Below are 18,462 nucleotides of genomic sequence, written 5' to 3'. Positions count from 1 at the left end.
CTTAAATATATTGGCCTGCTACACTGGGGCTGGTTTATTATCATTATCAACAAATACACTTATGAGCGGATCGCAACGCCAGCTGTCGTTGTATTCCTGAGGTTACCGTGCAGCTAACCAGTTTCACCGATTATGGTTTACGTGCGCTGATCTATCTTGCTTCGCTACCTGCGGGTCGGATGACCAGCATCAGCGAAGTCACAGAAATTTATGGTGTCTCACGTCATCATATGGTCAAAATTATCAATCAACTGAGCCGGGCCGGGTATGTTTCCGCGCTCCGTGGTAAAAACGGCGGTATTCTTTTGGGTAAACCCGCCGCAGAGATTGTCATTGGCCAGGTGGTGCGTACGCTGGAACCACTGCAGCTGGTGAACTGCAGCAGTGAATTTTGTCATATCACCGCAGCCTGCCGTCTGAAAACAGCTCTGCATGAAGCGGTGCAAAGTTTTCTGCGCGAGCTGGACCAATACACCCTGGCCGATCTGGTTGAAGACAACCATCCGCTCTACAAAATTTTGCTGAATGAATAACCTTTATTCGGCAGCTGACAACGGAGGAACCTCGATGTCACACGATCCCTTTCAGGAACGAGAAGCTGAAAAATACGAAAACCCTATTCCCAGCCGCGAATTCATTCTTGCCCATCTGGACAAGCGCGAAAAACCGGCCAGCCGTGAAGAGCTGGCGCAAGAATTAGACATTAGCGGAGAAGAACAAATTGAGGCGCTACGTCGCCGTCTGCGCGCGATGGAGCGTGATGGACAGCTGGTCTTTACCCGCCGCCAGTGCTATGCGCTGCCGGAACGGCTGGACCTGTTAAAAGGCAAGGTGATAGGCCATCGCGATGGCTTTGGCTTCCTACGCATTGAAGGCAGTAAGGACGATCTCTATCTCTCTGCCGAACAGATGAAAATGTGCATGCACGGCGATATGATCCTCGCACAGGCGATGGGGGCAGACCGCAAAGGTCGTCGTGAAGCGCGCGTTGTTCGCGTGGTTGAACCGCGTAAGAGCCAGATCGTTGGCCGCTACTTTACCGATGCTGGCGTAGGCTTTGTCGTACCCGATGATAGCCGTCTGAGCTTTGATATTCTGATCCCAGCCGAAGAGCTGATGAACGCGCGCATGGGCTTTGTGGTCGTGGTTGAGCTGACCCAGCGCCCAACCCGCCGCACCAAAGCCATTGGTAAAGTCGTGGAAGTTCTTGGTGATAACATGGGCACCAGCATGGCCGTTGATATGGCGTTGCGCACCCATGATATTCCGCACGTCTGGCCTGAAGCGCTGGAAAAACAGATTGCTCATCTGAGTGAAGAAGTGCCGGAAGAGGCCACTCGAGGCCGCGTCGATCTGCGCGATCTGCCGCTGGTGACCATTGACGGTGAAGACGCGCGCGACTTCGATGACGCGGTGTTCTGTGAACGCAAACGCGGCGGCGGTTGGCGGCTGTGGGTCGCTATTGCGGACGTCAGCTACTATGTCCGTCCCGGCACGCCGCTGGATGACGAGGCTATCAATCGTGGCACCTCGGTCTATTTCCCTTCGCAGGTGGTGCCAATGCTGCCGGAAGTCCTGTCTAACGGCCTGTGCTCACTGAACCCGGAAGTTGACCGTCTGTGCATGGTGTGTGAGATGACCATCTCTGCCACCGGTAAACTGACCGGCTATAAGCATTACGAAGCGGTGATGAACTCCTTTGCCCGCCTGACCTACAACAAAGTGTGGAATATTCTACAGGGTGACCAGGAGCTGCGTCAGCACTATGAGCCGCTGGTGAAAGATCTGGAAGAGCTGCACCGTATGTACCTGGCGCTGGAAAAATCTCGTGAACAGCGCGGTGGCATTTCGTTTGAAACCGAAGAGGCAAAATTCATTTTCAACGCCGATCGCCGTATTGAACGCGTTGAGCAGGTGGTGCGCAACGATGCGCACAAGCTGATCGAGGAGTGCATGATCCTTGCGAACATCGCTTCCGCACGCTTTGTTGAGAAGAACAATGAGCCTGCGCTTTTCCGCGATCACGACCGTCCAGGCGACGAGAGCATTAAAAGTTTCCGCTCCGTGCTGAACGAGCTGGGCCTGACGCTGCCAGGCGGCGACAAGCCGCAGCCGCTGGATTATGCCGAACTGCTGAACCAGATCGCCGGCCGTCCCGATCACGAGATGCTACAAACCATGTTGCTGCGCTCGATGAAGCAGGCGGTGTACGATCCGGAAAACCGTGGTCACTTTGGCCTGGCGCTGGCGTCCTATGCTCACTTTACCTCGCCGATCCGCCGTTATCCTGACCTGCTGCTGCACCGTGCCATCAAATATCTGCTGGCGAAAGAGGCGGGAACGCTACAGGGCAATACCACACCAAACGGCGGTTTCCACTACGAAATGCCGCAGATGTTGCAGTTTGGCCAGCACTGCTCAATGACCGAACGCCGCGCCGATGAAGCAACGCGTGACGTTGCCGACTGGTTGAAATGCGACTTTATGCAGGACCAGGTCGGGGAAACCTTTAGCGGCGTGATCTCCAGCGTCACCGGCTTCGGCTTCTTCGTGCGCCTGAGCGACCTGTTTATCGACGGGCTGGTGCACGTTTCGACGCTGGATAACGATTACTATCGCTTTGACGCCGTCGGTCAGCGTCTGATCGGTGAGTCCGGCGGTCGTACCTATCGTCTGGGTGATACGGTGGAAGTACGCGTTGATGCCGTACATATGGACGAGCGTAAAATTGACTTTGCGCTGATATCCAGCAGCCGTAAACCACGTGGCGAAGGTAAAACTGAGCGCGAGCGCGAAAAGCGAGGTGCCGCGAAGAACAGCGGTAGCCGCCGCCGCGCACCGCGCAAAGGGGCTAATTTTGAGCCGGATAGCGCGTTCCGTACGGCGAAAGCTGCCGATAGCGCCCCGGTTGCTGAAAAAGCGAAAAAGTCGCGTAAGCCGTCAGATAAAAGCCGTAAAATTGCGGCCGCCACGCGTGCCAGACGTGCAAAGAAAAGCAACGATGCCTGACGCATTGCGGCAGCGATGAACATCCGGCGATCGACATGTAAGATCGCCGTTATCAATGACCTTTGAGTATTTGAAACATGAGTGAAATTGTTTTTGGTATCCACGCCGTACAGGCGCTGCTCGACAGCGACCCGCAGCGTTTCCAGGAAGTCTTTATCCTGAAGGGGCGTGAGGATCGTCGCCTGCAAACGTTGGTGAAAGCGTTGGAAGCACAGGGGATCGTTATTCAGGTGGCGAACAAGCAGATGCTGGATAACACATCGGAAGGCGCGGTTCATCAGGGTATTATCGCGCGCGTGAAGCCAGGGCGTCAGTATCAGGAAGGCGATTTGCCGGATTTGCTGAACAGCCTGGATAACCCGTTTTTGTTGATCCTTGATGGCGTCACCGATCCGCATAATCTCGGGGCCTGCATGCGCAGCGCCGATGCCGCTGGCGTTCACGCGATTATCGTGCCAAAAGACCGTTCTGCGGCGCTTAACGCCACGGCGAAAAAGGTGGCCAGCGGCGCGGCAGAGCATATCCCGCTGATCCGTGTGACGAACCTGGCACGTACCATGCGCGTGTTGCAGGAAGCGAATGTCTGGATCGTCGGTACGGCTGGTGAGGCCGATCACACTCTGTATCAAAGCAAAATGACCGGGCCGATGGCGCTGGTCATGGGGGCTGAAGGCGAAGGCATGCGCCGCCTGACGCGCGAACACTGCGATGAACTCATTAGCATTCCGATGGCGGGAAGTGTCTCTTCGCTCAACGTTTCGGTGGCAACCGGCGTTTGTCTGTTTGAAGCGGTGCGCCAGCGCGGCCTGAAATAAATATACCGGGGCGCATTCTGCACCCCGGTAGTCTACTCGAGCTTTACGTTATGTCGCTGGCTGGATTAGTGAGCGCCAGAGGCCGCTTCTGCCGGACCATAGAAGATCGCAGAGGCATACCAAATGCCCGATCCCCTTTTTTCAAAGAGCGCCAAAACCTGGTAGTATCTGGCTCCCGCAGCAGTGGCTTTTGCTGCCAGCGCCTGTGTTGCGTCGTCCGGGGAACCACGGACCGTTACGCTCGCAGTACTTAGGCGCTGCAAGCCGTCACTTTGTGCGCGGCTAATTTCCTGTGCCTGGGCAGTCGGTACAGGGGGAGTGTGGGAGACATTGTCAAACAGACTACAACTACTGAGCAAAAGCGTTATCAGTACAACAGCTACTTTGCGCATGATCATCACCTCAGAGGAATGATAGTTCTTAGTATAGGTCATTTTATGACCTCACGCTGAATACCTGTACCAGCTCGTTGAGGTAATGCCCTTTACGGTTCAGCTCCTGCGCCGTCATTTCGGAATGGGTGACCCGAGTGCTGTTTTGCTGGGTTGCCTGCCCAATCTGAGCCATCGCCTGATTGACGTGACCAATGCCTGTAGACTGTTCTTGAGATGCGGTATTAATTTCACTCATCAACACCTTCACCTGTTCGATACGGGTGGTGATGTTCTCCATCGCTTCGCGGGTCTGGCCTGATAGCCGGTGCCCGTGGCCCACTTTTTCCAGCGAGTCGACGATCAGCCGATCGATCTCTTTAGCCGCCTGCGCGCTGCGCTGCGCCAGCGCACGAACCTCGGCGGCCACCACGGCAAAACCTTTCCCCTGTTCCCCGGCGCGTGCCGCTTCAACCGCCGCATTCAGCGCCAGAATGTTGGTCTGGAAGGCAATAGATTCAATCACCTGTGTAATATCAGCAATGCTCTGCGCGGCCGAATTGATATCTGACATGGTGGTAACGGAACGCCCTACGGTTTCCCCGCCCTGACTGACCGCTTCAGCAGCCTCACCGACCAGCTGCAGTGCCTGCGTGACGTTCCCTGCATTTTGTTCCACCGTGGCGCTCAGCTGCTCCATACTGGCGCTTGTTTGCTCCACGCTGCTGGCCTGGCGGGTGATCTGCTCGCTGATATCACCGCTGCTGCTGACGATAGCCTCCGTACCGCTGGCTATCTCATCGGCGGCCATACGTACCTGGGCGACTATTTGCTGCAAACCATTACCAATCCCGTTTATCGCGACAATCAGCTGGCCGACCTCATCCTGACGCCGGGTTTCCACCGTGGCCAGCAGGTTGCCAGCCGCGTACTGCTGCGCAAGATTGATCACCTGGTGTAGCGGCTGGCTAAGCCAGCGCCGGATCGCCCAAATAAACAGCCCGGCAAACAGCAGGACCAGCGTGGCTCCGATGAGCAGAAACAGATTGCGCGTATGCTGCACGGGAGCCAACAGGCTGTCTTTGCTGACGTCGCTGACCACCACCCAATTCCATTCAGGCAGATAAAGCCATGAAAGCAACTTCGTTTCGCCTTTGTCATCAACGGTTTCCGTCGTACCCCGTGGCTGATTGAGTAGTCGCTGCTGCGTCTGCGCTGCAAGGTCCGGTAGCTGCCCTTCTTTATCGTTGTGGAACAGATACTTACCGCGCTGGGGGCCAGCGGCATTATTCAGTACATAGAAAGAGCCGTTGCTACCGAGGTGTTTCGCCAGCACTTTTTCACGGATGGCGGCATATTGTTTACTGATATCCACGCCGACGAAAAGTATCGCGATGATGCGGCCTGAGCCATCCTGCACCGGCTGGTACTGGGTGATATAGCGTTTGCCAAACAGCAGCGCGACACCATGGAAAATCTCGCCCCGTTGGATAGCCTGCCATGCAGGACTGCCGTGATCCAGCGGGGTGGCGATCGCACGATTGCCGTCCTCTTTGCGCAAGGATGTGGAGATACGAATAAATTCATTGCCGCTGCGGACGAAAATGGTAGAGATAGCCCCGGTACGCTGCTGGAAATCATCGACCAGCACCTGGTCGAGGTTCAGGGTACGCAGTCCGGCACGCAGCGTTGGCGTTATCAGTTCGCCAACCTGAATGTGTTGTGATTCATCCAGCGAAAAACGTTTAGGCAGGAAACTCTTAAATAATTCGGCGTAGTTGCTGACTTCCTCGCGCAGCGTGGCATTAAACATGCCGGCCATATCGCCAATCCCGTCGACCTGGTTGGTCATATTTGCCAGGGTTTGGGTACGCACCTGCTGTGCTGCATTATGACTGAGTGCCAGCGTAAGCGTTAAAAGCAGCACGGCTACACCGAGTGAGGTCATTATCGAAAGTTTGACACCCATACTCCACGTTGTGAAAGAGAGACGCTTCATCGCTATGCCTTATATCGTTATGGTATTACACGCTTTAACGGCAGGCGGTTAATATACTTTATGAAGCATAATAAAAGCCTATAGCTGTTACCCGATCCTGTGTCGCCAGCCTAATCGCAGGCCGCCGACCGGGCGGAACATAAACAGGAGATGCCATGATTGAGCTGAATACCGACCGTTTCGCCGGGATCGAATGTTTACATGCTTACCCTGCCGGCAAGCGGCATCAGGCGTTGCCTACGGTGCTGTTTTATCATGGCTATAGCTCGTCGAAGGAAGTGTACGGCTACTTTGCGGTGGCGCTGGCGCAGGCCGGTTACCGAGCCGTACTGCCGGATGCGGATATGCACGGCGCGCGCTTTGATGGTGATGACTCGCGGCGACTGGCGCACTTCTGGGAGATACTGCGCAGTAATATTGACGAGCTGCCGCAGATTGAACGGGCGCTGCGCCAGCATAAGCTGGTAGAGGGCGATCGGCTGGCGGTGGCAGGGGCCTCAATGGGGGGGATGACCGCCCTGGGCGCGCTGGCGCGCTATCCGCAGCTCCACAGCTGCGCCTGCATGATGGGTTCCGGCTACTATAGCCAGCTGGCATCCACCTTGTTCCCACCGCTGATGTCTGGCTCTGGCGAGCATGAAAAGCCGCTGGCGCAAAGGCTGGCACCGCTAGCAGATTATGACGTGAGCCAGCGGTTGGCCAATATCGCCAACCGTCCTCTGCTGGTGTGGCACGGCGATGCCGATGAGGTCGTACCGGTTGCTGAAAGCGTGCGTTTAGAGCAGGCGCTGCGCCACAGCGGCCAGGATCGCAATCTGACATATCTGATTGAAGAGGGGACTGGTCACCGTATCACTCCCCCGGCACTGGCGGCGTTTACCGCTTTCTTTGAACGCCATTTGCCGTTATCTGACGACGAGGAAACGCGTTCTGCGCTGGCGCAGAGTTGTCACGAAGGCGGTAAAAAATGCAGGCTTTAAGGCGCTTCTTATCCGCCCGCTGATGCTTTTTCACCGCACGCGATCTTTACCTTGTGTTTCCCCCGCCTCGCCAGTATGATTACGCGTCAATTTTTCAGCCGTACACAAACAACGTTCCTTGCTTCCATGGGCCACGGCTGACCCTGACAGGAGGCTGAATAATCCGTAAGGAGCAAATTCGATGCGTCATTACGAAATCGTATTTATGGTTCATCCTGACCAAAGCGAACAGGTTCCTGGCATGATCGAGCGTTACTCTGCCACCATCACTGGTGCAGAAGGTACGATCCACCGCCTGGAAGACTGGGGCCGTCGTCAGCTGGCTTACCCGATCAATAAACTGCACAAAGCTCACTACGTTCTGCTGAACGTGGAAGCTCCACAGGAAGCGATCGATGAGCTGGAAACTAACTTCCGCTTCAACGACGCCGTTATCCGCAGCATGGTTATGCGCGTTAAGCACGCGGTAACTGAAGCATCTCCGATGGTTAAAGCGAAAGACGAGCGCCGTGAGCGTCGTGAAGATTTTGCTAACGAAACCTCTGATGATGCAGATGCTGGGGATTCTGAAGAGTAATTTCCGTGACGGCTAATCGGCTGACGCTGTCTGGCACCGTGTGCAAGGCGCCGATGCGAAAAGTCAGCCCGTCAGGAATTCCACACTGCCAGTTCGTGCTCGAGCACCGTTCACAGCAGGTGGAAGCCGGTTTTAACCGGCAGGTCTGGTGTAGGATGCCGGTGATAATCAGCGGCAAAGCCCATCAGGCCATTACTCAAAGTATAACGGTCGGCACGCAGCTTACCGTTCAGGGGTTTATTTGTAGCCATCAAGGGCGCAATGGCCTGAACAAAATGGTTCTGCATGCCGAGCAGATTGAATTGATAGATTCTGGAGACTAGCCAAATGGCACGTTATTTCCGTCGTCGCAAGTTCTGCCGTTTCACAGCGGAAGGCGTTCAAGAGATCGATTATAAAGATATCGCAACGCTGAAAAATTACATCACTGAAAGCGGTAAGATCGTACCGAGCCGTATCACCGGTACTCGCGCAAAATACCAGCGTCAGCTGGCTCGTGCTATCAAGCGCGCGCGTTACCTGTCCCTGCTGCCGTACACTGATCGTCATCAGTAACGGCAACTGTCCATTAACGACTTTAAGAGGATAAGGTAATGCAAGTTATTCTGCTTGATAAAGTAGCAAACCTGGGCAGCCTGGGTGATCAGGTTAACGTTAAAGCGGGCTACGCTCGTAACTTCCTGGTACCACAGGGCAAAGCTGTTCCTGCTACTAAGAAAAACGTTGAATTCTTCGAAACACGTCGCGCAGAACTGGAAGCCAAAGTGGCTGACGTTCTTGCCGCAGCTCATGCGCGTGCAGAGAAAATCAATGCACTGGGCACCGTTACCCTCGCGTCTAAATCAGGCGACGAAGGTAAACTGTTCGGTTCCATCGGTACCCGCGACATCGCTGATGCAGTCACTGCAGCTGGCGTTGAAGTGGCGAAAAGCGAAGTGCGTCTGCCGAACGGCGTTCTGCGTACTACCGGTGAGCACGAAGTGGACTTCCAGGTTCACAGCGAAGTCTTCGCTAAACTGACTGTAAATATCGTAGCTGAAGCTTAATCGCTAAAGTTCGATACAAAACGCCGACCTCAGGGTCGGCGTTTTTGTTATCAGTGCCAGACCCCTCCTCAGGAGGTGCCGATCGTCCCTAATACTAAAGCGTGGCGAGGAATTGTCGATATGAGCCTGGTAAAGCGTTGTTCAACCCTGTGTTTACTGGGCACCTATTCAACCTTAAATTGATTATTTTTGAATAATGGCGTAGATTTCTTAGACAGTTGACGAAGTCGTCAACTGATTATCGCTACGCATCCTCGTAGCCTCTAAATCTCCCTGAAGGGGAGGTCGCCGAACACGCTCGATGAGCATTCGGCTAAGGTGGAAACATGCATGACGCACTTATTTCTGAAAGATCAGTAACGACTATCAAAAACAGTACAAGTATGATTGCAACGCTGCCGTTGCATCACAGCTCTGACTCGCTTGAAATTCGTCACCTGAACAAAAATGGCGCGCTCAGGCATCAGCTTTTTATCATTACCATGAAGAGTGACGTTGATAAGGCTCAGTACACCGTAAAACCCTTTGCAGAGCTAATGGTATTCAACAACTGCTTGCGATTCGTTGTGCAGCCTGAAAAACAGTACCCTGAAGTTGTGAATGTCGAGGAAGAGGTTTTTTCTGAAATCGAACGCAGCCTGACTATGTTCTTGAAGAAAATTTATAGTATTGATGTTAGTCTGGTGCGCAATAATCCCTCTGCGGAAAGGCGTGTAGCTAATCAATGGCACCTTCGTTAATTCACGGCTATTCAAAAAATCTCAGTAAGTTTCCTGACTGCACCTCAAAAGAGCTGATTCGAGAGGGCTATATTATAGCCCCTCGTAGTCACTCTCTTATCCGCCTTTCCGAATATAAACTCACTGGTGCCGATACGCCATTTTGTCTGGTGGTCACAGAAGTCGGCTGTGGTACTGACGGCTGGTACGAAGAGTATGGGTTAGAACGATCTATGGACGGTCAGAGCGAACAAGAGATTATCGAGGAACTGCTTAGTTCTGGTATGGAAAATGAAGAAAATGATTGTGTGATAGCGCGGTTCACCTATCAACCCTATCATTTCCAGGCTCATAGTGGGCCGCAGCAGGGTATGCAAATTAAAGGTGCATTTGTTGACTCTCTACTTGAGCAGAAATCACTTGCCCGAACCGTCTACGGTTTCCTGTTGAATTGGTACGATCACATTGTCTGTGACAATAAGCAGACGGTGTATGGTGCCAAAATTTGGGCAAGAGGTATGCTGGCTGTTGGCAGAGTGCAGATCTATGACGCAACCCTCCCCGGCTTCGTTGATATTCTGACGGAAGGCGGAATTGGCCACGGCAAGGTTATGCCCCGGGATGGTTTAACTCTTAGCCAGGCCCAATTGTCTGATTGGGGAAATAATGAGTTGAATGTCGAATCATGCACCCAGATTGTTAACATCATTTCTGCGCAAGACAGAAGGTATTCAACAGGCATGACGACCTGGGATAAACAGGCTGAAAAGCCTAAGTGGGTTGTGGTCAGATAACAACACTGAACCCGCCTCGGCGTTTTTGTTTCTACCGTGCCTGAATAAAGGTGCCATCCGGCTGGCGGGTAAATAAGATACTGCCGTTAGCGCCGTCGAGCATCAGCCCGGTTACCACTCCCTGTGCATTCTGACGCACTTTCACCGTCTGCCCGCTGTGCAACGTGCTGAGAGGCTTGTCATTTCCCTCTACCTGCGCCATAGCAAACACATCATTAACCGGCAGATTATTGTCGCGGAACAGCTGCGCCAGCGTCTGGCCTGAAGCCACGGTATAATTCTGCCACCCGCCCTCTACATCAGGCTGCGCGGCGAGCGCCGCAGGTGAGCCGTCAGTAAGTTGTGCCTGTAAAGGAACCTCAGTGGCCGTGGAATGACTTTGCAACGCGGCGACGGGTTTTGCCGTGCGCTGCTGCGGGGAGGAAGGCCACAGAAACGCCAGCAGTACCAATAGCGCAACGGCAATAATCCCCCGGCGATGGAAGGCCGGCAGGGGGGCCATCCAGCTTATCTGCTCTGGCAGATGCCAGAGGCGGCTGAACCATGACGCTAAGCGTGAACCGGATGATGCTTCTGACACGAAGGCCTCCTGATGGCGCGGGTATCGCGCGATCCATTTTTTGATGTAGCTGGCGACATGCAGCCGGCTCTTCCTGTGCCTGCGGGCTATTTGGCCCATTTCTACCTCTGATACTTTGTAGCTTAGCAGACTACCGGTGGCCTGATGCTACGGTGGCAGCCTGGCAGCCATTGTGCGACTGAAGAATGGAAAGGTATTGTTTCCGTTTCGTCGCGAAAAGTCACCAGGGGAAGATGAGATTTTACGCCTGTTGCCCGCGCTGTTATGCTTCGTCTTCGATTTGATAATGATGAAAGGAAAATGCATGACAACCCCTTCTTTTGACAGCGTGGAAGCGCAAGCAAGTTACGGTATCGGTTTACAGGTCGGCCAGCAGCTACAGGAGTCTGGTCTGCAGGGCTTGCAGCCTGACGCTCTGCTGGCAGGCCTGCGCGATGCGCTGGAAGGGAATGCCCCGACGGTGCCCGTTGACGTGGTTCACCGCGCCCTGCGTGAAGTGCACGAGCGTGCCGAAGTTGTTCGTCAGGAGCGTCAAAAGGCTCTGGCAGTGGAAGGTCAGAAGTTCCTGGAAGAGAATGCACAGCGCGAAGGCGTCAGCAGCACGGAGAGCGGGCTGCAGTTCAGCGTGTTGACTCAGGGAGAAGGCGCCATCCCGTCTCGCCAGGATCGTGTGCGTGTGCACTATACCGGTAAACTGATCGACGGCAGCGTGTTTGACAGCTCCGTACAGCGCGGCGAGCCGGCTGAATTTCCGGTTAGCGGCGTGATCCCTGGCTGGATCGAAGCATTAACCCTGATGCCGGTGGGTTCCAAATGGCAGCTGGTGATCCCACACGGCCTCGCCTACGGCGAGCGCGGTGCCGGTGCCTCCATCCCGCCTTTCAGCACCCTGGTGTTTGAAGTCGAGCTGTTGGACATCCTGTAAGATCACGGGCATTCCGGCCGAGGTGTATCGTCGGTCGGAATGCCCTGTCGTTAAAGCTTTAGCTGATAAATCGCAAAACCCGTCGGGTCTGTTCCCTGATATTGCAGGGGATAGCGCGTATGGCTGCGTATAAACTCCGCCGCTTTTTCTCCCGGTGAGGTTTCAAAGCGGATATCCAGCGGCGTGCTGCTGTTAATGGGGGCCAGACGCCAGTTGTTATCTGCCCGAGCACGAACCGCCCCGTGGGCGCGTGTTTGTGCGCCAATATAGGCAGCCAGAATCGATCGGTTCTCATCTGGTGAAGCAAACGCAATCTGTTTTTCACCGGTACCGGCAAACTGACCGCCCCAGGCACGATAGTTATTGGTAGCAATAAGGAATGTTGCGGCCGGATCGACAGGCTGACCTTGCCAGGTCAGATCGCGGATACGTGAGGCCTTGCTATCAATCAGTCGACATTCTGCGTCATAGCGTGCGGGCTGCGTCACATCAATCTGATAATTCACCCCGTCAATCACGTCGAAGTTATAGGTACGGAAATCCCAGTTGATAAGCGATTGCGGTTTACCGCTATGGATATCGATCTGATTAAACTGCCCGGCTGAACATTCAAGCCACTGTTTGACCTGCTCGCCACTGGCTTTTACCACGACCAGCGTGTTGGGATAAAGATAGAGGTCGGCCGCATTACGCAAAGTAAGCTGCCCTTTATCCACCTCGACATAGCTCGACGGATCGTTTTTGCGCCCACCGGCCTTAAACGGTGCTGCTGCTGCCAGCACGGGGAGAGTCGCCAGGTCGGGATCGCCCTGAATAAAGCGTTCAACGTAGGCGCGCTGGGCATCGTTGACGATTTGCACCGTCGGATCGTCCTGCACCAGCGACAGGTAGCTGGCCAGCACATCCGCCGACTTACCGATCGGCTGGCTGACAAATTCGCGGGTGGCGACATGATCCTGTGACAGAATTCCTACCAGTGCGGGATCTTCCGCTGCCAGCGACTGCTTAGTCGCCTTATCATACACCGGGCGGGCTTCGGCGCGTGCATCGCTCACCCGCCAGCGCCCGGCGTCATTGTTCAGTACCAGATCGACCATCCCGAGATGGTCGCCCCACATGCCCAGCATCACCGCCGGAATACCGTTCAGCGTACCCTTTGCAATATCTGCCCCTTTGATGGCGTCAAAATCGCTGCTGGGGAAGACCGCATGCGCATGGCCAAACAGTATCGCATCGATCCCCGCCACCTGGCTGAGATAGTAAACGGAGTTCTCTGCCAGCGCATGATACGGCTCGCTGGAGAGGCCAGAATGTGGGATGGCGACAACAATATCAGCCCCCTGCTGGCGCATTTGCGGCACCCATTTCCTGGCCGTGGCGGTGATATCCTCCACCGTGACTTTACCGCTCAGGTTAGCCCGATCCCACGTCATAATCTGCGGCGGCGCAAAGCCGATATAACCGACCTTTAGCGTGTGGGTGCTGCCCTCGCGATCGCGCACCGTCACCGGCTTAATCAGCCATGGCGTGAACAGCGGTTTACCGCTTTTCACATCGATAATATTGGCGTTGATATAGGGAAAGCGTGCGCCACGGATCGCCTTTTGCAGGTAATCAAGACCATAATTGAATTCGTGATTACCGAGATTGCCCACGCTGTAGTCAAGGGAATTCATTGCTTTATAAACCGGATGGATATCCCCGTTTTTCAGCCCTTTTGACGCCATATAGTCACCCAGAGGGCTGCCCTGTATGACATCACCATTATCAACGAGCACGCTATTGGTCGCCTGCTGCCGTGCCGCGTTGATCAGTGAAGCTGTACGCACCAGACCATACTTATCGGTGGGCCTGTCCTTGTAATAATCAAAGTCCATCATATTCGCACGCAGATCAGTGGTTTCCATAATGCGAAAATCAACGGTGGCGGCATACGGCGAGTGGCTAACCAGCAGTGCGCACAGCGTGAGGCTGGATCTGAACATGTTTTCTCCCTTAATGTTCATCAATAAATATTTATAACCATCGCAGAGTATTATGAAAATTTGTGTCATGGTCGCAGCAAAATGTGATGAGGCACGAATAATTTCGCATCAAATCGTACCCATGTTTCACGTTATTCCGTTAACCTAATGATTATTCGAAAAATAGCGGTATCCCGTGCTCCGCCAGCACAGGTGCGCTATGCTGATGCAAACACCATAATATTCAGGAGGTGGCCGTGTTAGAAAAAATTTGCCAGCTGGCATATGAGGCAGGTAATGCCATTATGCAGGTGTATGACGGGCAGACTCCACTGGATGTGATGCAAAAGTCCGATGATTCCCCGGTGACTGCCGCAGACCTCGCGGCGCATGGGGTGATTGTCTCTGGATTGCAGGCATTAACCCCGACAATCCCTGTTCTGTCGGAAGAAGATCCACAGAGTTGGGAAATTCGCCAGCACTGGCAGCAATACTGGCTGGTGGACCCGCTGGACGGTACGAAAGAGTTTATCAAGCGTAATGGGGAATTTACGGTCAACATCGCGCTGATCGAAGCGGGTAAACCGGTGCTGGGCGTGGTCTATGCTCCGGTGCTGTCGGTGATGTATTACGCCGCAGAAGGTAAAGCCTGGAAGGAAGAGGACGGTCATAAAATGCGCATTCACGTACAGGATGCACGACCGCCGTTGGTGGTGATCAGCCGTTCACATGCTGACAGCGAACTGGAAGATTACCTCAAGCATCTGGGGGATCATCAAACCACCGCAATTGGCTCTTCGTTAAAGTTCTGCCTGGTGGCAGAGGGGAAAGCGCAGCTCTATCCGCGCTTTGGGCCTACCAATATCTGGGATACTGGCGCTGGCCATGCGGTGGCGCTGGCCGCGGGCGCGCACGTTAATGACTGGCAGGGAAAGCCTCTTGACTATGCGCCACGTGAGTCATTTCTGAATCCGGGTTTCCGTGTGTCGATTTATTGAACTTAGGAAATTCATTATTCCCATATTATCGCGGGCAACACAGCATGTGTATGCTGTGTTGCCAATAAACGGATGACCGCAGAAATATAGCACGCAGACAAGGCAGAATATGAAGGTTTTTTCTGCTCTCCCCCCTGTTATAACGATTCTTAGCTGAATGAATCCTGTCATTAAACTAATGGAAGTGTGGAACCACGCTTGGCAATTTCATTAGTAATAATTCCATATTCTACATTTTGAACCGACGTTTATTTTCATCCCGGGCAATCGTTTTTAAGTATTAATATGTAGCGGTATATATTATATCTCTTTCTATCCTAACTTGAAGGGGAAATATTGTGCCCATACACCTTTCGCAGCACCGAGCTGTAATCGGTAATCATAAAAATAAGAGATATGATAAAAACAGCACTCATGTTTCATCTGCCACATGCTCAAAAAAACCACCCCCCCCCCCGAATGAAATACTCCACTTTTTATCGCAGCTAGAAACCATCCCTGAAAAACTAAACAGGCAATCAGGGCAGATAAAAACCATGCGCAGGTGCCCACTCTCTACGGTCTTTCAGTTAATGCTTTTGATTCAAGTATCGAAAGTCGCAGCATTTTCATCCGATGAGCAGTTATCCTCAGCCATTGGCAATAATAGGTTCCCTGCTGGCCAAAATTACGCACCCACTATTTCCCCAGAGGGTGGAATAATCGCGGGTGGAAATTATTATCCAGCCACAGCCTATCATTCTCCATCACTGATATCCGGGGCTGTTGCCACGCAATTGCCCCGGGAAGAGGGCGGAGCCATCCTGAAAAATGATAATGAGAACTATATCATTACAGACGAGCAGAAAAAGAAAGAGCTGATTTCCTCTCTGGTAGATTATTTCGTCGCAGGTGGACAGCTGAGCGAAGAAGACGGTGATGAATATAAAATTCGACTACAGTCAGAAGCTGCCGGGGAACCGATAGTCATCGCTGATGTAGAAGATAAATACAGAAACTCTAGCCGTATCAGAAGGATGGCGGAGCGCGACAGAGAGCGTTTTATTGAAGAACATATAAAAGAACACTGTGTGGTTGAAAAAGAGGTACTGAATGACAGGGGGGAGAATACAGGGAAAGTGTTTTTATTATGGGCGCAGCGTGCCGAAAATCCGTTCCGAATAATTTATGATGGGGTTGATGGTCACCCCTCACCTGAATTACGTGGGGCTGCGGACGGGCTGAACATTATTGCCAATATTTTCACCATTGGGCTTAAATCAATCATAGGAGACCTAATAGCTAACGCACTACGCAGGGAGTATTACAAAAGAGAAATGGATGAAGAGTGCGCTGAAAGGGCCAGTCGGTTGATCATTGCAGGGCTGGGCACTTCGCTAATTCCTGATGGCCTGATATTTTCCCGACGTGGTGGGGCTGTAATTGCAAAGCCTGTCGAATTACATAATGCTTTGCCAGACCAGAAGCGCGCGGCATTTTATTCCAGTAATCCTCTGAATGGTATTAGAGAGGAAATACTTATAGAGTTAAGGCAAGGAAAGGGAAAGATAAATGATGCGGGCGAGATTATTCATCTTAAACCTAGCGACAAGCCTGGTGAGTTCGTTACCTACTATCCACATGCCGTAAACCCAGAAGTACTGGAGAGGAAAGTTATTGTCGACGAGAAGACGCTTTCATGGCGTTATGCGGATGATTTTGATTCAACCGGACTTAATGTTCAGGTTCGTTATGGCAAGAAGCTGGTAAATCTTGAGGGTGACTACTATGAGATCAATCAGAATGGTATGGGAAAATACGATGTTATAGTGCAAAAAGACGGTATTAAAGAATATGCCCATGTCTATATGGAACCTTTATCCAGAAGATGGCATTTAGGTAAAAAAAACAACATCCCTGTATTTAGTGAGAGTCAAAATGAAATTATTTTACTGATAAAACATGAACAGATGACGGGGTTCTATTATATCCCCAGAGGTAATAATAATCAGGGTTTGTATGGAGGGGGTAAAATATACCACCAGGAAAAAAAGGGTGACGCCGGACACTACTCGTGGGGAAGATTCGTTGAAATGAATGGGGAGCTGGTTCCGGTAAGAAATACGCCTCATCGAGGTCAGGGAGTATTATATGAAGCTTTCGATGTAAAAAATCCTGATAACATAGGCTCTCCGGTCGAATGGGACGGGAGCCGCTGGTTATTTGAGCAAGAAACGTCTGTTCATGTCTCCGAGGATTTTGAAAAGCAGGTCACACAGGATATGCACGCGAAGGATGTGGAGGTAAACCAGCTTTCTGCACCCGACAATATGGGATTGCGGGTCGATGTTAACGGTGATTTATATATTAAAGTGAAGAATAATTTTGTGGCGGTGGAGAAGTTAACTGATTCTATTTTTATGCTAAAATATGGAGATGTTTATCAACCTTTACAGTATATTAATGATAAATTCTTTATGCCCGGTCGCCGAAAACTCATATTCAGCAAGTCTGATAAGAGATTGCTGAAAAGCTGTGAGTTATCATTCAGGACAAAGCGTGCACCTTGCGTTAATTCTATTATCGAAAGTCACCACCTGGATCATTTATTACATAATTGTGAGCCGGCTTATTATCCTGTTTCAACAAAGATTGAAAGTAGGGAAGATGCTTTAAGACGCTTGAGGGAGACTTTTGATGAAAATACTATTTCTTCTTCAGCTGCTGGTCCGGAAGGTGACCTGGATGAATTAATAAGCTCCTACAATGAAAAAGAATTATTTGACTCTTATCATTTTTCCGAAATATTTTCAGCTTATGACTACGGCAAAGAAGGCTATGTGCATATCAATCAGGGATTGTTACATCCCCCGGCTGATGCTGCTGTTAAATCCAGGGCTGAACAACTTGAGCTAAGTATCAGATACATATCCGACAATCAGGCCGGCATTCCAGAAAAATTTGCCGAAATAGAAGATATGCTGCCCTTTTACAGAGGCGAGGTCAGAGACTTAACGGAAATAAGCGCTTTTCGGGTAGGGGATGACTACTCGACACGTGCTTTCTTTAGTACAACCGCAGAGATGGATGTCGCTGAATCATTTTTAGCGTCAGATATCTCTACACTCCCGGCGGATAAAGTGAACGTTATTTATAATATAAAGAAGATTTCGCCCTATTGCGGTGCACAGATGGATGACGTGATGAGGGATGGTGAGTCCGAGTTCATTTTTCTGCCAAACATCGAATTTGAAATAACGGGAATAAGGCACGATGTTGAGTCGAGGTTATTTGAAATTGATTTGGCGCAAAACCCCGTATCCAGAGAGGAGTTTACCTCCAGACTTACCGATTTGGTGACTGGGCCCAACGGGCAGGCTGACGTTTTCGCGTCGTTGCCACAACGTTAGCCTTTGCGGGGCGATCACAGCAGCGGGCTGGATCTGCCGTGGGGCGCAACTAAAAAGACGTGCTGCTGTAAAAATAAGAGGAGCAGCTGTATTGAACAGGCTGCAGCGCATGGCGATGCAGCGCGTTCCGGCAGAGGGCGTGCCGATCAATCTGGTCGTCATACTACTGAAATAATACGTCTTCATCATGCTGCCTGTCATATCGCTATGACAGTTTTGCACCAGGGTGCACAAATCCTTATGTATTGAAGGTTTATACTGCTAAATACAGGTCAGCTAACAGAGTCTTCTGTATT

17 protein-coding genes are annotated in these 18,462 nt (G+C 52.1%); 13 read left to right on the top strand and 4 right to left on the bottom strand.

Features of this window, described 5'->3' with window-relative positions; genetic code table 11:
- Nucleotides 1–107: 107 nt before the first annotated feature.
- The 3 genes from nsrR (at nucleotide 108) to rlmB (ending at nucleotide 3,824) form a co-directional block, all read left to right on the top strand.
- Nucleotides 108–533, top strand: a complete 426-nt coding sequence (gene nsrR / locus ETA_RS15990) for a nitric oxide-sensing transcriptional repressor NsrR (RefSeq protein ID WP_012442659.1) — start codon at nucleotides 108–110, stop codon at nucleotides 531–533.
- 34 nt (nucleotides 534–567) lie between these two features.
- Nucleotides 568–3,009: a ribonuclease R gene (gene rnr / locus ETA_RS15985; RefSeq protein WP_042959153.1), complete on the top strand. Its 2,442-nt coding sequence runs from the start codon at nucleotides 568–570 to the stop codon at nucleotides 3,007–3,009.
- A 77-nt stretch (nucleotides 3,010–3,086) separates the two neighbouring features.
- Nucleotides 3,087–3,824, top strand: a complete 738-nt coding sequence (gene rlmB / locus ETA_RS15980) for a 23S rRNA (guanosine(2251)-2'-O)-methyltransferase RlmB (protein WP_012442657.1) — start codon at nucleotides 3,087–3,089, stop codon at nucleotides 3,822–3,824.
- Nucleotides 3,825–3,889: 65 nt separating this feature from the next.
- On the opposite strand, the gene bsmA is transcribed toward rlmB, so the two are convergent.
- Together bsmA and ETA_RS15970 are read right to left on the bottom strand one after the other, a co-directional pair.
- Nucleotides 3,890–4,258 (bottom strand): biofilm peroxide resistance protein BsmA, encoded by a 369-nt coding sequence (gene bsmA, locus ETA_RS15975; protein WP_012442656.1) that lies wholly within the window; start codon nucleotides 4,256–4,258, stop codon nucleotides 3,890–3,892.
- A gap of 1 nt (nucleotide 4,259) precedes the next feature.
- A complete protein-coding gene (locus ETA_RS15970; protein ID WP_012442655.1) occupies nucleotides 4,260–6,194 on the bottom strand; it encodes a methyl-accepting chemotaxis protein in 1,935 nt (644 codons plus the stop codon).
- A gap of 155 nt (nucleotides 6,195–6,349) precedes the next feature.
- Here ETA_RS15970 and yjfP point away from each other — a divergent pair, with 155 nt between their 5' ends.
- The 7 genes from yjfP (at nucleotide 6,350) to ETA_RS15935 (ending at nucleotide 10,310) form a co-directional block, all read left to right on the top strand.
- Nucleotides 6,350–7,174, top strand: a complete 825-nt coding sequence (gene yjfP / locus ETA_RS15965; protein ID WP_012442654.1) for an esterase — start codon at nucleotides 6,350–6,352, stop codon at nucleotides 7,172–7,174.
- 181 nt (nucleotides 7,175–7,355) lie between these two features.
- Nucleotides 7,356–7,751 carry a 30S ribosomal protein S6 gene (rpsF, locus tag ETA_RS15960; RefSeq protein WP_004160104.1) on the top strand — a complete coding sequence of 132 codons (396 nt, stop codon included), beginning with the start codon at nucleotides 7,356–7,358 and terminating at the stop codon, nucleotides 7,749–7,751.
- A 5-nt stretch (nucleotides 7,752–7,756) separates the two neighbouring features.
- A complete protein-coding gene (gene priB, locus ETA_RS15955; RefSeq protein WP_012442653.1) occupies nucleotides 7,757–8,074 on the top strand; it encodes a primosomal replication protein N in 318 nt (105 codons plus the stop codon).
- 4 nt (nucleotides 8,075–8,078) lie between these two features.
- Complete coding sequence (gene rpsR, locus ETA_RS15950) at nucleotides 8,079–8,306, top strand: 30S ribosomal protein S18 (protein WP_000135199.1); 228 nt, start codon at nucleotides 8,079–8,081, stop codon at nucleotides 8,304–8,306.
- Between the two features lie 38 nt (nucleotides 8,307–8,344).
- On the top strand, nucleotides 8,345–8,797 hold the full coding sequence (rplI, locus tag ETA_RS15945; protein WP_012442652.1) for a 50S ribosomal protein L9: 453 nt from the start codon (nucleotides 8,345–8,347) through the stop codon (nucleotides 8,795–8,797).
- 326 nt (nucleotides 8,798–9,123) lie between these two features.
- The gene (locus tag ETA_RS15940) at nucleotides 9,124–9,537 is read left to right on the top strand and encodes a hypothetical protein (RefSeq protein ID WP_071819192.1); all 414 of its coding nucleotides are present in this window, start codon (nucleotides 9,124–9,126) and stop codon (nucleotides 9,535–9,537) included.
- Nucleotides 9,522–10,310, top strand: coding sequence for a hypothetical protein (locus ETA_RS15935; protein ID WP_012442650.1), 789 nt, complete (start codon nucleotides 9,522–9,524; stop codon nucleotides 10,308–10,310). The genes ETA_RS15940 and ETA_RS15935 overlap by 16 nt, the downstream gene beginning before the upstream one ends.
- Before the next feature lie 31 nt (nucleotides 10,311–10,341).
- On the opposite strand, the gene ETA_RS15930 is transcribed toward ETA_RS15935, so the two are convergent.
- Nucleotides 10,342–10,890: a LysM-like peptidoglycan-binding domain-containing protein gene (locus ETA_RS15930; protein ID WP_042959362.1), complete on the bottom strand. Its 549-nt coding sequence runs from the start codon at nucleotides 10,888–10,890 to the stop codon at nucleotides 10,342–10,344.
- 304 nt (nucleotides 10,891–11,194) lie between these two features.
- Between ETA_RS15930 and fklB the strand changes: the two genes are divergently transcribed.
- A complete protein-coding gene (fklB, locus tag ETA_RS15925) occupies nucleotides 11,195–11,815 on the top strand; it encodes an FKBP-type peptidyl-prolyl cis-trans isomerase (RefSeq protein WP_042959152.1) in 621 nt (206 codons plus the stop codon).
- A 50-nt stretch (nucleotides 11,816–11,865) separates the two neighbouring features.
- On the opposite strand, the gene ETA_RS15920 is transcribed toward fklB, so the two are convergent.
- Nucleotides 11,866–13,800 (bottom strand): bifunctional 2',3'-cyclic-nucleotide 2'-phosphodiesterase/3'-nucleotidase, encoded by a 1,935-nt coding sequence (locus ETA_RS15920; RefSeq protein WP_012442647.1) that lies wholly within the window; start codon nucleotides 13,798–13,800, stop codon nucleotides 11,866–11,868.
- Between the two features lie 236 nt (nucleotides 13,801–14,036).
- Here ETA_RS15920 and cysQ point away from each other — a divergent pair, with 236 nt between their 5' ends.
- Both cysQ and ETA_RS18715 read left to right on the top strand, forming a co-directional pair.
- A complete protein-coding gene (gene cysQ, locus ETA_RS15915; RefSeq protein ID WP_012442646.1) occupies nucleotides 14,037–14,777 on the top strand; it encodes a 3'(2'),5'-bisphosphate nucleotidase CysQ in 741 nt (246 codons plus the stop codon).
- Nucleotides 14,778–15,115: 338 nt separating this feature from the next.
- Nucleotides 15,116–18,166 carry a hypothetical protein gene (locus ETA_RS18715; RefSeq protein WP_012442645.1) on the top strand — a complete coding sequence of 1,017 codons (3,051 nt, stop codon included), beginning with the start codon at nucleotides 15,116–15,118 and terminating at the stop codon, nucleotides 18,164–18,166.
- Nucleotides 18,167–18,462: the final 296 nt, after the last annotated feature.

It is taken from the genome of Erwinia tasmaniensis Et1/99, from assembly GCF_000026185.1.
Lineage (GTDB): Bacteria > Pseudomonadota > Gammaproteobacteria > Enterobacterales > Enterobacteriaceae > Erwinia > Erwinia tasmaniensis.
This window is presented reverse-complemented; position numbering and strand designations above follow the sequence as displayed.